This is a genomic window from Colwellia sp. MB3u-45, from assembly GCF_014077005.1.
Classification (GTDB): Bacteria; Pseudomonadota; Gammaproteobacteria; order Enterobacterales; family Alteromonadaceae; genus Cognaticolwellia.
Map to the genome: position 1 here is coordinate 435,457 of NZ_JACGVC010000053.1, position 13,489 is coordinate 448,945.

At 40.3% G+C, this 13,489-nt stretch carries 10 protein-coding genes; 6 read left to right on the forward strand and 4 right to left on the reverse strand.

All coding sequences use genetic code 11. From position 1 onward, the window contains the following. Window positions 1-32 precede the first annotated feature (32 nt). Complete coding sequence (locus tag H4J41_RS17115; protein ID WP_182137322.1) at window positions 33-1,331, forward strand: adenylosuccinate synthase; 1,299 nt, start codon at window positions 33-35, stop codon at window positions 1,329-1,331. Between the two features lie 716 nt (window positions 1,332-2,047). Then, window positions 2,048-3,289, forward strand: coding sequence for a malic enzyme-like NAD(P)-binding protein (locus tag H4J41_RS17120; RefSeq protein ID WP_182137323.1), 1,242 nt, complete (start codon window positions 2,048-2,050; stop codon window positions 3,287-3,289). Between the two features lie 235 nt (window positions 3,290-3,524). Here the strand turns inward: H4J41_RS17120 and metJ are convergent, their stop codons facing one another. Beyond that, window positions 3,525-3,869: a met regulon transcriptional regulator MetJ gene (gene metJ / locus H4J41_RS17125; RefSeq protein ID WP_182137324.1), complete on the reverse strand. Its 345-nt coding sequence runs from the start codon at window positions 3,867-3,869 to the stop codon at window positions 3,525-3,527. A gap of 233 nt (window positions 3,870-4,102) precedes the next feature. Between metJ and metB the strand changes: the two genes are divergently transcribed. Continuing rightward, a complete protein-coding gene (gene metB, locus H4J41_RS17130; protein WP_182137325.1) occupies window positions 4,103-5,260 on the forward strand; it encodes a cystathionine gamma-synthase in 1,158 nt (385 codons plus the stop codon). Between the two features lie 96 nt (window positions 5,261-5,356). Continuing rightward, window positions 5,357-7,888, forward strand: a complete 2,532-nt coding sequence (metL, locus tag H4J41_RS17135; RefSeq protein ID WP_182137326.1) for a bifunctional aspartate kinase/homoserine dehydrogenase II — start codon at window positions 5,357-5,359, stop codon at window positions 7,886-7,888. A gap of 191 nt (window positions 7,889-8,079) precedes the next feature. On the opposite strand, the gene H4J41_RS17140 is transcribed toward metL, so the two are convergent. Next, complete coding sequence (locus H4J41_RS17140) at window positions 8,080-8,724, reverse strand: TorF family putative porin (protein WP_259364476.1); 645 nt, start codon at window positions 8,722-8,724, stop codon at window positions 8,080-8,082. 361 nt (window positions 8,725-9,085) lie between these two features. Here H4J41_RS17140 and rpe point away from each other — a divergent pair, with 361 nt between their 5' ends. Then, window positions 9,086-9,757 carry a ribulose-phosphate 3-epimerase gene (rpe, locus tag H4J41_RS17145; protein ID WP_182137327.1) on the forward strand — a complete coding sequence of 224 codons (672 nt, stop codon included), beginning with the start codon at window positions 9,086-9,088 and terminating at the stop codon, window positions 9,755-9,757. A 61-nt stretch (window positions 9,758-9,818) separates the two neighbouring features. Next, the gene (gene trpS, locus H4J41_RS17150) at window positions 9,819-10,823 is read left to right on the forward strand and encodes a tryptophan--tRNA ligase (RefSeq protein WP_182137328.1); all 1,005 of its coding nucleotides are present in this window, start codon (window positions 9,819-9,821) and stop codon (window positions 10,821-10,823) included. Between the two features lie 187 nt (window positions 10,824-11,010). Here the strand turns inward: trpS and H4J41_RS17155 are convergent, their stop codons facing one another. Together H4J41_RS17155 and H4J41_RS17160 are read right to left on the reverse strand one after the other, a co-directional pair. Next, window positions 11,011-11,979 (reverse strand): FHA domain-containing protein, encoded by a 969-nt coding sequence (locus H4J41_RS17155; protein WP_182137329.1) that lies wholly within the window; start codon window positions 11,977-11,979, stop codon window positions 11,011-11,013. Next, window positions 11,970-13,223, reverse strand: a complete 1,254-nt coding sequence (locus tag H4J41_RS17160) for a serine protease (protein WP_182137330.1) — start codon at window positions 13,221-13,223, stop codon at window positions 11,970-11,972. Before H4J41_RS17160 ends, H4J41_RS17155 begins: the two co-directional genes overlap by 10 nt. Window positions 13,224-13,489: the final 266 nt, after the last annotated feature.

The window sequence follows — 13,489 nt, forward strand, 5'->3', positions numbered from 1 at the left end:
TCCTCGCCTAATTTTCTTACCAAAATGTGAACATGGGTAAAAACGTCGTAGTTCTAGGCACCCAATGGGGTGACGAAGGTAAAGGTAAAGTCGTCGACTTACTTACTGATAAAGCCAAATATGTAGTGCGCTATCAAGGTGGCCACAATGCGGGTCACACACTAGTCATTGATGGTGAAAAAACCGTTTTACATCTTATTCCATCTGGCGTATTACGTGACAACGTAAAATGTTTAATCGGTAACGGTGTTGTTCTTTGTCCTAAAGCACTTATGACAGAAATGGCCATGTTAGAAGAACGTGGCGTACCAGTACGTGACCGTCTTTTAATCAGCGATGCATGTCCATTAATTCTTCCTTATCACAACGCATTAGATGCCGCTCGTGAAAAAGCGCGTGGTAGCAAAGCTATTGGTACTACAGGCCGTGGTATTGGTCCAGCTTATGAAGATAAAGCTGCTCGTCGTGGTTTACGTGTTGGTGATTTATTTTGTGCAGAATCATTTGCGGTGAAATTAAAAGAAATTATGGAATACCATAATTTTGTTTTAACGCATTACTACCAAGCTGAGCCAGTAAGTTATGAAGAAGTACTTGCTGATGCTATGGCTGTTGCTGACATAATTAAAGGCATGGTTGCTGATATCTCTGAAATGCTAGATCAAGCGCGTAAAGCGGGCGAATCTATCATGTTTGAAGGTGCACAAGGTACATTGCTTGATATTGACCACGGAACATATCCGTATGTCACCTCATCAAACACCACAGTCGGTGGCGTTGCTACAGGCAGCGGCTTTGGTCCACTTTACTTAGACTACGTGCTAGGTATTACTAAAGCATACACAACACGTGTTGGTTCAGGTCCTTTCCCAACTGAATTAAATGACGAAGTGGGTAATCACTTAGGCACTGTAGGGCATGAATTTGGTGCAACTACTGGCCGTGAACGTCGTTGTGGTTGGTTTGACGCTGTCGCTATGCATCGTGCGGTGCAAGTTAACAGTATTAGTGGTTTTTGTTTAACTAAGCTTGACGTTTTAGACGGCTTAAAAACATTAAAAATATGTACTGGCTACAAAACAGCTGAAGGCGACATTATTACTGTGCCACCAACAGCAGCTGAGGGTTACGAAAAAATTACCCCAGTGTATGAAGAAATGCCAGGTTGGAGTGAAACCACCGTTGGTGCTACGTCTATTGACGCTCTACCAGCTAATGCGATTGCTTACATTAAACGTATTGAAGAAATTACTGGCGTACCTGTTGATATTATTTCAACTGGCCCAGATCGTATCGAGACCATGATTTTAGTTAATCCGTTTGACGAATAATTAAATTTCTACGTTTTAATCACTTTTTAAAAACCACCTGCTAGGTGGTTTTTTTATCGCTAAAATTCAGTCACTATTTACCTCTGCATTTTTAAATCCCTTTGACTAATTTAACCGATCTATTGTTTCACCAGCAAAAATGTATAAATACAAGGCATAAAATGTAGTCAGTAGTTATGCTACTTAGCAGTTTTATAATACGGTATTTTCTGATGTTAACCCTTCTAAGTGAGTAGATAATTAATCCACTCGGTATGGCAAGCTAGTCGCAGTATCAGCATTAAAATTTAGCTTAAGCCTTTTTAATCTGGGCGAGAGCATAGTTATAAAGATCATTAAAAGCATGGTTAACACTATAGTTAAAAGTAAAGACAGATCTACTTTGGTTAATTTTGTTAGTCAGTATGAAATGATACAAAAGCACAAAGCTTTACAAGTAAAACAAGCGGCTTAAACTTAATCTATATAATTAAACTGCTTATGGTTTGATAAAGTATGCTAATCGCTATTTTTATATCAATAGTTAACGCTTTATGTCCAATATTTAGCTAGGTTATGTGAAATATCAAACTATTCAGGCTATATTAATTATAGCTTGTAGCGAATTAATATATACAAAACAGCTTGAAATTAGACATCGCATTGCAATAGTATATAAATAACCATAATAGCTCTAACGTAAACTCACGCATAAGACTCACACATTAGGAATAAACATGACAGATCTTCGCCAACAAGCACTTGATTATCACCAATACCCAACGCCGGGCAAAATTAGTGTTGAATTAACGACCCCTGCTGAAACAAGCAAAGATCTCTCGCTCGCTTATAGCCCTGGTGTTGCCGAACCTGTTCGCGCCATTGCTGAAAATCCTGATGACGTTTATAAATATACCGGCAAAGGTAATACCGTTGCTGTTATCACCAATGGTACCGCTATTTTAGGTTTAGGAAACTTAGGGCCAATGGCCTCTAAACCTGTGATGGAAGGCAAAGCGTTATTGTTTAAACGTTTTGCTGGCATTAATTCGTTTGATATTGAAGTTAACCATAAAACCGTTGAAGACTTCATTAACACGGTAGCTAATATTGCTGACAGCTTTGGTGGCATTAACTTAGAAGATATTAAAGCACCTGAATGTTTTGTTATTGAAAAGGCACTCATTGAACGCTGTAAAATACCGGTATTTCATGACGATCAACACGGTACTGCTATTGTAACGGCAGCGGGAATGATAAATGCGCTAGAAATTCAAGGTAAAGAACTTCGACACGCTAACATTGTTTGTATGGGGGCTGGCGCTGCAGCGATTGCCTGTATGGAACTGTTGATTAAATGTGGCGCACAACGTGAAAAAATTTATATGCTCGACACTAAAGGTGTTATTCACACCCGCCGTGACGATTTAAATGAATATAAAAAATTATTTGCTAACAATACGGATAAGCGCACGCTAGAAGACGCCATCGATGGTGCTGACGTATTCATTGGTGTATCTGGCCCTAATTTACTATTACCTTCACACATAAAGCTTATGGCCGCTAAGCCAGTGATTTTTGCGTGTTCAAACCCAGATCCAGAAATTAAACCTGAACTGGCTATGGCAACACGCGATGATTTAATTATTGCTACCGGTCGTTCAGACTACCCAAACCAAGTAAATAACGTACTTTGTTTCCCCTTTATTTTCCGTGGCGCTTTAGATGTGCGCGCACGTATCATTAATGATGAAATGAAAATTGCCGCCGTACATGCCATTCGCACCTTAGCAAAAGAGCAAGTGACGGCAGAAGTATTAGCGGCTAGTGGCTGTGACGAGTTAAATTTTGGTAGAAATTACATTATCCCAAAACCTATGGACTCACGTTTACGTTCGGCGGTAGCCATTGCGGTTGCTCAAGCGGCGGTAGATTCAGGTGTTGCTGCGCTACCCATGCCAGAGAACTATAAGGGTTAGTTATTAATCTTGCCGATAGTCTTGTACAAATAGCTAGGCTATAGTAAAGCTATTAATATTGAAAAGGTGTCGAATTGACGCCTTTTTTGATTAAGCCATTCATTAAAAAACGTTAAGGTATGTTAGGCGGAAAATATCCTCTTTTGGCTGTAAAGACCTTAAACTGCAATTTATGGCAATAAAAAAGGCGCATCAAGCGCCTTCTATTATTTATAACCTAACGGTTTTATTGCATTTAATCTTCTGTTTCTTCTTCAATTTCCGCTTCGTATGCACTAAAGTCAGTTATGCCTTTTGCTTCCAAAGCCCGGCGAACACTCGCGGGTAATTTTTGTGTGTTGTCTTTAGCCAAGTCACTATCATCAGGTAATGGTTGGTCAGTAAAAGCGTGTAAAAACGCTTCACATAACAATTCACTGTTGGTGGCATGACGCAAGTTATTCACTTGGCGACGTGTACGTTCATCAGTGAGCACTTTTAACACACGTAAAGGGATAGACACGGTGATCTTTTTGACTTGTTCACTTTTCTTCCCGTGTTCGGCGTATGGGTTAATATACTCGCCATTCCACTCTGCCATGAATATTCCTCTATGCTAATTAATTGAGATAAACTTATCGATGTTAAACCTGTCTGGTAGGCCAGTTTATGATAAATTTATTCTTACTACTTGATTTTACTGGTTGTGGGGCCTGAGTCAATAACGAATGTGTAGAAGTTTAGAAGTCTAAAGTACTTGACCCAAGAACTTAAACCATTTAGATTGATAGACGTCCAAACATCTATACAGAAAATATTTTTACCGGAGTACACATGAGCGAGAAAAAAATTGCCACTACCGCTGTTCGAGCAGGTATTAATAGCGACCAACACCATGGTGCTGTTGTTCCAGCTCTTCACCTTTCAAGCACCTATGCACTGAAAGGTTTTAATGACAAGCGTCAGTTTGACTATTCACGCACCGGTAATCCAACTCGCGCTACGTTTGCCCAAGCTATTACAGATTTAGAGCAGGGTGCCGTTGGCATAGTGACAAATACCGGCATGTCAGCTGTGCATCTTATTTGCCAATTACTTGATACACAAGACACGGTTGTTATTCCGCATGATTGCTATGGTGGAAGTTTTCGCTTATTTACCCATCTTGCCAAGCGGGGTCAGTTTACGCTCGTGGTGGTTGATCAAAACGATCAACAAGCCTTGGCGCAAGCCTTAGCAACAAAACCTAAATTAGTCTTAGTTGAATCACCGAGTAATCCATTGTTACGCTTAGTTGATATTGCTGCCATTACCAAACAAGCCCATCAAGTTGGCGCATTAGTGGCGGTTGATAACACCTTTATGTCGCCGGTATTGCAACAACCTTTGTTATTGGGTGCTGATATTGTTTTTCACTCCACCACCAAATACATTAATGGTCATAGCGATGTAGTGGGTGGTGTGCTAGTCACCAAAGAACAAGCTTTAGGAGAAAAACTAGCTTGGTGGGCAAACTGCATTGGTATTACGGGTTCAGCTTTTGATAGCTTTTTAGCTCTGCGTGGCTTAAAAACTTTGCCCATACGGATGAAGCAGCATCAAATTAATGCCAATGCCGTGGCAAAATTTTTGCAACAGCATTCGGCTATTCAACAGGTTTATTTTCCGGGTTTAGCTAGCCATCCGCAACATGAATTAGCTAAAAAACAGCAGTATGATTTTGGCGCTATGATGAGTTTTGAGCTTAAAGGTGGCGTTGAAGCGGTTAAAATACTGTTTGATAAACTTGAACTTTTCACCTTGGCACAATCACTTGGTGGTGTTGAAAGTTTGATCTGTCATCCCTCAACCATGACCCATGCTGGGATGGAAATTGAAGCACAACTTACCGCCGGTATTACCCAGTCATTAGTGCGACTTTCTGTTGGTATTGAAGATATTGACGATATACTGGCCGACCTATCTCAGGCGCTCGATGCCAGCCAAGCTTAAAGCGGTTATCCATAGTTATCAATGTACTTTGGCTGCGTGTTATATATCAATAAATTAAAGGCGGTATGACAAGGTTGTCATACCTGTGGTAGTAAAATGATCGGTTCAAATACAGCGGTAACGCTTAGCTCTGCAAAAAATCACTTGGCAAAAGTTGCCTGTAATGTCCATAAATTTGGTGGTAGTAGTTTAGCTACCAGTGCTTGCGTTGAACGTGTGGTGGATATTATTCGTCAGCATTGCCAGCTCAATGACATTATTGTGGTATCTGCTAATGGCAATACCACAGATGCATTATTTACTCTTTATCAACTCGCGGTTGAGCTTCAGGAAATAACTTCGCTGAACACTGAGCAAGTGAGCACGAGTAATGACCTAAACACCTTACGTGAGCATTTACGGGTAACTATTACTGCCCTTGATGCGACGCAAGCTCAGTTAATTGATGAACTGTTAAATGCCAGTAGTGCCGCCAGACTGAAAAGTTTACTCAAGCAAGATGTTGCACAAATAACAGAACATTTACTGAGTGATCCGCTAAGTGCTCCCCTTAGTGAGCCATTGAGTTATCAAAATGACTTATTGGCCTTTGGTGAGGTTTGGTCCGCGCGCTTGTTATCTGCGGTATTGAGTGAAAGTGTGTGTCCAAGTTATATGTTGGATGCGAGAGACTTTCTTTTGCTAAAAGATGAAAAAAATTGTGCTATTGACTATAGCGTGAGCCAAGAAAACTTTTTACCGCTGCAACAACAAGACCAACTGGTGATCGTTACCGGTTATATTGCGCGTAATCAACAGCAACAAGCCTGCACGTTAGGGCGCAATGGTAGTGATTACTCAGCAACTATAATGGCGGCACTATCAGGTGCGGGCAATGTAACGCTTTGGACTGACGTTGATGGTATTTATAGTGCTGACCCAAGGCTTGTCCCCTTAGCGAGAAAATTACACCGTTTACCTAATGCGGTTGCCAATGAACTTGGCCGTTTGGGTAACCCAGTATTACATGCCAAAACCTTACAGCCATTAACCAACCATAATACCCATTTACATGTTGCCAGTAGTTTTGCACCTGAGGTTAGCGGTACTGAAATAGGCAAGTTTGGCCAAATAGCGAAACAAGAACTTTCAGTCACCAGTTTAAACGATTTAATATTAGCGAAATCAAGCAGCTTTTTAGCTAAGTCTGGCGAATTAGCGGTAAGTGAATTTTCACCGATTTGTTACAATCTTGACGAAGGTTACCTAGTCGTCACGCAGGCCCAACAAAAAGCGCTTAGCCAATGGTTAGCAAGTCATGACACCGAAGTGACCTTTAGGCCAGTAGCGATTATTGCCATTGTGGGTCATAGTGTCGCGAAACAAGGCGATATGCGCGCTAGATTTAAAAGAGCGCTTAAGCATCAACAATGCTTACATTTTTTACATGCCTTTAATGAACACAGTTATATTGCGGTTTTACCTGAGCCATGCTCGAGTGAAATACTCAATAATGTTCACGCGGATATGACCAAAGACGCGAAAAACATTGCCCTTGTTGTCGCCGGATTAGGTAATGTTGGCCAACGATTTTTAACCATGTTACCCAAGCAAATAGCGCGTGTCGCAGGCTTAGACAATGTGCATTTAGTCGCCTTAGTGGGGGCAAGTAAAGCCTTAATAAATACCGATGGCATAGATGTCGCTAATGCTCTGTTACATTATCAACAACAAGCGCAGCCGTACGACAGTGAGCAACTGTTAACTTGGTTGACTAATCACCCTTATGACGAGTTGATTGTTGTTGATATCACACCCAGTGAAGACTTTAGTCAGTTGTATGAAGAATTTTTTGCCCGTGGTATTCATGTTATTGGTGCGAACAAGTGGGCGGCATCTTCAAGCACTGAAAATTATCAGCAATTGCTTAAAACAGCAGAAAAAAATAATAGCTTATGGTTGGGTAATACCACAGTTGGTGCTGGTTTGCCTATTAACTCAAGCATTAAAGAGTTGATGAATAGCGGTGATAAAATAACGGAAATTTCGGGTATATTCTCGGGCACTTTATCCTGGCTATTTCAATTTTATGATGGCACAACGCCATTTTCTGCGCTGTTGTCAAATGCCTTAACGCAAGGGTTGACTGAGCCGGATCCGCGAGAAGATTTATCCGGGCGAGACGTACAGCGTAAATTATTAATTTTAGCGCGTGCCGCAGGTTTTGAATTGTCGTTAGCTGATATTGACTGTCAGAATTTAGTGCCAGAGTCATTACGTGGTATTAGCTTAGAGGCGTTTCTTCAACGAACGTCTGAGCTTGATGAGTTGTTTTTATTGCGCTTACAGCAAGCACAGGCAAAAGCCTGTGGAATTCGTTATGTTGCTCGCTTTATCAGTGATCATGGTCAAGTGAGTGCGAAAGTTAGCTTGGAAGAATTAAGCCATAACGACGCGTTTTCACAATTAACCCCATGTGATAATGTTTTTCAAATTAAAAGCGAGTGGTATCAAGAAAATGCGCTGATTATTCGTGGCCCAGGTGCTGGGCGTGATGTCACTGCGGGTGGTATTCATGCTGATTTAGTCACTATTTGCCAGCAGCTAAATTATCGTCAGCAGCACGTTAAAATCAAAGGGTTAAATTAAACATTTTTGCTAGCGGGAAGTGATGCCAAGGGGTATAAATAGCGTTAAGCAGGAAGGTTAAGTAAAGTTTTGGCGCGATTCGTTATGATCAAAGTATCGCGCCAAATTCATCAGGAAATTAATTAACCTGGGTTTTTATTAGCCAACAAAACAGTGTATTCTTGTTTTGTTAGCTGTTAATTAGCGAGGTCTTAGAAAGATGTACCTATGCTAAATACTAGGTTTTCGTCACTTTCAGTACCTGATAATTCTTTTGAATTAGCCACAAGCGCAATACCCACGTCGAAACCTGAAACTTCTGTACTGTAACCTGCTTCTAGGTAGTCGCCATCAAAATCGTCACCCCAAGTGCCGTAAGTGGCATAAAAACCTTTATGTTCAACCGTTGCAGATAAGAAATCATAGTCTTGGTTTGCAGCACCTTCAACTTCCCACTCACCGACATTATAAGCAAGTGAAAACATGCCGTAACTTAAGCCTAAGTTTACTTCATTATAAGAAGTATCAAAATCACCGGTATATTGGTAAGTTGTAAAGCCAAGGCTATAGCCTACACCACCCTCGAGTTCGCCGCCGTAACCGCCATAAACGTCTACTTCTAAACCCTCTTGTACGTCAGCTGCCCAAGTGCCAATATAAAAACCACTGTTTTCATAATCAACACCCGCACTAGCAGAGGCGGTGTCTGTTTGTACTATGCCACGGAAAATATATTGTGATACCGCACCCACATTGGCACTTAAGCCTTCTATGTCAGTAGCAGATGCTGACGTTGCTGTAAGTGCAGAAGTTGTTAATATCATCGAAATTGCTAGAGAGGTCATTGTTTTGTTCATGTTTTAGTCCACTAAGTTTTTATAATTACTAAGGACATTGCAAAGACAGTGCCTATTTAATTAAATTTTTATAAAGACTTTATTTTCAGTGGCTTAGTGATTTTATTGAGGTGTTTCTTGGTTGAGTCAATTGACCATTTTGTACAGGCTTGGTGCAAAAAAAAGACGAATGTACAAAAAAGGTGCACAGCATTGCTGACAATAACCACCCGTATTGAGCTCAATATTGCGTCATGGGCGAAAACTTCAGCGTTAATCTAGCCGTTATTATTGCTTTTAATATCGATTTTTGTGCGGGTTCTCAGTCGCAAAATTATGGTAATTGAGGTAAAGTAGCGAAAATTTTTTTAAGGTTATCATTATGTCTAATTTTTTAATTGCTCCCTCAGTTTTATCGGCAGACTTTGCTCGTTTGGGTGAAGATGTTGCTAATGTGCTCAGCGCTGGTGCTGATGTAATTCATTTTGATGTAATGGACAATCATTTTGTGCCCAACCTGACCTTTGGTCCAATGATCTGTAAGTCATTACGAGATTACGGTATTACCGCGCCGATTGATGTGCATTTGATGGTAAAACCTGTTGATCGCCTTATTCCTGACTTTGCCAAAGCGGGCGCTGATATTATTACCTTTCATCCAGAAGCGAGCGATCATATTGATAGAACTTTGCAGTTGATTAAAGATCACGGCTGTAAAGCAGGTTTAGTGTTAAACCCAGCAACGCCGCTGCATGTGTTAGATTTTGTCATGGATAAGCTCGACGTTATTTTATTAATGTCAGTGAATCCTGGTTTTGGTGGGCAATCTTTTATTCCTACCACCTTAGATAAGTTACGTTTAGTCCGTGAAAAAATTGCAGCCAGTGGTTACGACATCCGCTTGCAAGTTGACGGTGGTGTTAAAGCTGACAATATTGCTGAAATAGCCGAAGCAGGGGCTGACATGTTTGTTGCGGGCTCAGCCATTTTCTCCAAGCCAGATTACAAAGTCGCGATTGATGAAATGCGTGCAGAACTTGCAAAAGTAAAATAAAAAAATATTGATTAAAACACGATTAAATCACATTACATTAAGAAAAATTGAAGGATAAAAAATGAGTAAACCTATTGTATTAAGCGGCTGTCAGCCATCGGGCGAGTTAACTATTGGTAATTACCTTGGCGCGTTAAAGCAATGGGTGGACATGCAAGATAGCCACGAATGTTATTACATGCTGGTTGATCAACATGCGATTACGGTGCGTCCTAAACCTGAAGATTTACGTAAAGCGACCTTAGATGGTTTAGCCTTGTATTTAGCTTGTGGTGTTGATCCAGAAAAAAGCACCATTTTTATTCAGTCGCATGTGCCAGAGCACGCGCAATTGAGTTGGGTATTAAATTGCTACACCCAAATGGGTGAGTTAAACCGCATGACACAATACAAAGATAAGTCGGCAAAGTCTGAAGCTAATATGAACTCAGGTTTATTTACTTATCCGGTATTAATGGCGGCAGATATTTTATTGTATGGCGCGAACAAAGTGCCGGTTGGTGATGACCAAAAGCAACATTTAGAATTAGCCCGCGATATAGCGACTCGTTTTAATAATCTACATGGTGAAACCTTTAAAGTACCAGAGCCTTATATTCCAGAATTTGGCGCCCGGGTGATGAGTTTATTAGAGCCCACTAAAAAAATGTCAAAGTCTGATACTAACCCGGGTAATTTTATTGGTTTATTAGAAGACACCAAGAAAATTACCAAGAAAATTAAACGTGCGGTAACTGACTCTGACGAGCAAGCCAATATCTATTTTGACATAGCTGAAAAACCAGGTGTGTCAAACTTGTTGTCACTTTTATCGTGCACAACCGGTAAATCAGTGGCTGAACTTGTGCCTGAATATGAAGATAAAATGTATGGTCATTTAAAAGGTGATGTAGCTGAAGCCGTGGTTGCTTTATTAGCGCCCATTCAAGCGCGTTATCATGAATTTCGTAATGACCAAGCTTATCTAGATGAAGTGATGCGCAAAGGTGCTGAAAAAGCCTCTGCGCGTGCGAGTAAATTGCTTGCTGAGGTTTATCAGGCGGTTGGTTTTATTGCTAAGCCTTAATCTCTGCACTACTCATGCTGACGAGTTATTAAACTAGCGACTAAGTCAGTCACTAAGTAAATCACTAAGTAAATCATTAAGTCAGACATAAAAAAGCCGTCGTATTTACGACGGCTTTTTAGTTTTTATTTTTTCAATTCAGTCTTAAATCTGTTTAAGTATTTAAGTATTTAGGGCTGAATGACTGCTATTCTTTATTATCTTCAGCGGCCTCTTTCGTTACTTTTTCAAATAACTTAGCACTGTCACTGACAAAGCTTTCAACATCACTGCTCGGTGTAAACAAAAAGGCTGGCGACATGATGGTGGTGTCAAACTGCGGCCGGGGATTAAAGTCGGGTTGTTTACTTAATTGGACGATAAAACTACCGCCAAATAACAACAATACCAAACATAAAGACACGAAACTTCTGCGTTTTAATGTCATATGAAAGCCGACGTAACAGTTGAGCCAAAACAAACAAAAAGCCAGCAACAAAGGAACAATGGCGAGCAGCCATAACATTGAAGCGTTGCTTGAGGTATTAAAGTGCACAATGTTTTCAAAAATATCACTGAGCCACATTAAGTTGAAGAAGATATAGCTAATACCCATTTGGGTCCAAAAACGGCCATCGTGTTTGGTTAAATGCGACACTAAAGCAATACCGGCTGGCCATAAGGCAAAACCTAGCGTTAAGCCAATGGTGGGCACGAGTATTTGCGTTAAGCTAACTTCGTTAACATTGTTTAAATTAATAATCCAACCGCCAATAAAGGCAAATAAGGTCATGCTTAATGCCACTACCATAGGGTGACGCGCTAAGTTAATTAAGCCTTCAAACGGGCTAATCGCTATGCTTTTTGAAACCGGATGGCTGGGAAAGACAAAACGAACTTGGCTTTTTCCAATGGTGATAATATCGCCAGAACGTACTTGGTGTTGAATAACGTTGTCTTTACTGTTTTCAAGATAACTACCATTAATTGAACCTTGATCATTAACTAGCCAATGTTCACCATTAAAATGCAGTTGCAGATGATCAGCGCAAACGTGAGGGTCACTAATGATAATATCGTTATCGTAACCGCGGCCAATGCTAATGTTATTTGAGGCAAACTTGTGGCGGCTTAATAATTTATGACCATGACTGATTTCTTCAATGATTATTTCCATGAAACCGACTCCATAAATTTAGCTAGAAAGGCTAATGAGGTTTCTTGTGCCACACCTGAAATCGTAAAATGGCTGAGCAATGCGTATTGTTCGTGATCTACCGAGATGGCAATGTAGAGCACATCGTAAAGTGCGGGGAAGTCTTTATAAGCGCGGGTACAAAATACTGCTTTATTCTTAATATTACTGCTGTTGGGCGTAACGATATCATGGTGGCATTGATATTCAGTAACATCATCTTTACCGGCTTTATTACCTGGCGCGGCTTGATTTAACTGACGTTCAAAAATATGGTAAAACTTAGTGCTACCAATTTTATCTGATTCCATATAGCGGTATTCCATTTCTAACGAACCAGTAAAAAAGTCAGAAGAAATGTAAGTGTTCTCATCTAGGTCACAATTAGCAACAGCCGCCATAATTTGTGCGTCGGTTTTATCTGAGTTGGATTCACCCCAACAACGTACAAAAGGTACGTCAACGGTTGGAATTAAGCCTCGACCCAAAGGTTTTAGTTGCCAATCACTGTTCAGTATTGTGGTGATTAACTTTTTTTGATTTTGCATAAGTTGTGCAGCCATTTGCTGCTCAATACTTTCTGGTGGGCTATTTTTATAGGCCTGATAAAGCTCAAGTAGCTTGTCGTGCGGCACTAAAAAGCCAATTTGATTACCCGAAGTAGCGACATTAATACCAACAACTTCGGTATTTTTGTTAACCACTGGGCCGCCACTCATACCTGAGTTAACCGAGCCAGTAAAATGAATGCGATCATTAAATGATTCATTTTTTAAACCATTATAAGTGCCGGGCACGACTATCATACCTAAATCATGTGGGTTACCTAATGAATATAGTTCTTCACCTTTAGTCGGGGCTTGTTGGGCAAGCTGAAAAAAGGGCATTTCAGCCGTGACTTCACGTTGCACTATGGCGAGGTCATTAATGACATCAACACTTTTTAAGGTTAATGGCGCTTGGTTACCTTGGTTGTCTAAATATTCAATCTTGTATTTATTGGGATGACGTGCAAAACCGGAAATAACATGATAATTAGTGGCAATAAGGCCACTGCTGCTAATTTGAAAACCCGAACCAATGGATGATTTTTCACCACTGGCTTTGTCAATTAAGCGAATTTGATAAAGTGATGGGGCCAGTTGTTTAAAAATTTCTTCGGCCTGCTCAGCTGCGAAACTTAATGTACTAAAGCACATAAGTAGCAGAGCAAAAATAGCTTTCATTGCATATCCTTTTGTATTATTACTTTGGGAACTGTTTGATATTTAGGCAAAGCAGAACTTGTCTGACTACCATTGTGCCAGTGTAATCAAATTTGTCATCTTTTATCCGACAATATGACTATTTTGCTTGATGCAATGCACTAGTGTAACGGGATGAAAAAAAGCCACGATGAATAGCTAAACTAATTTGCGCTATTTGCATATCCGTTTAATACCTGTAGAAGCTTATGAAACTAATAGGCGTCTATTTAAGCAGTAACATCTTT

Excerpts from the sequence above, each read along its gene's own strand:
- H4J41_RS17115 (WP_182137322.1), top strand. The coding sequence starts at position 33 with ATGGGTAAAAACGTCGTAGTTCTAGGCACCCAATGGGGTGACGAAGGT.
- H4J41_RS17120 (WP_182137323.1), top strand. The coding sequence starts at position 2,048 with ATGACAGATCTTCGCCAACAAGCACTTGATTATCACCAATACCCAACG.
- metJ (WP_182137324.1), bottom strand. The coding sequence starts at position 3,869 with ATGGCAGAGTGGAATGGCGAGTATATTAACCCATACGCCGAACACGGG.
- metB (WP_182137325.1), top strand. The coding sequence starts at position 4,103 with ATGAGCGAGAAAAAAATTGCCACTACCGCTGTTCGAGCAGGTATTAAT.
- metL (WP_182137326.1), top strand. The coding sequence starts at position 5,357 with ATGATCGGTTCAAATACAGCGGTAACGCTTAGCTCTGCAAAAAATCAC.
- H4J41_RS17140 (WP_259364476.1), bottom strand. The coding sequence starts at position 8,724 with ATGAACAAAACAATGACCTCTCTAGCAATTTCGATGATATTAACAACT.
- rpe (WP_182137327.1), top strand. The coding sequence starts at position 9,086 with ATGTCTAATTTTTTAATTGCTCCCTCAGTTTTATCGGCAGACTTTGCT.
- trpS (WP_182137328.1), top strand. The coding sequence starts at position 9,819 with ATGAGTAAACCTATTGTATTAAGCGGCTGTCAGCCATCGGGCGAGTTA.
- H4J41_RS17155 (WP_182137329.1), bottom strand. The coding sequence starts at position 11,979 with ATGGAAATAATCATTGAAGAAATCAGTCATGGTCATAAATTATTAAGC.
- H4J41_RS17160 (WP_182137330.1), bottom strand. The coding sequence starts at position 13,223 with ATGAAAGCTATTTTTGCTCTGCTACTTATGTGCTTTAGTACATTAAGT.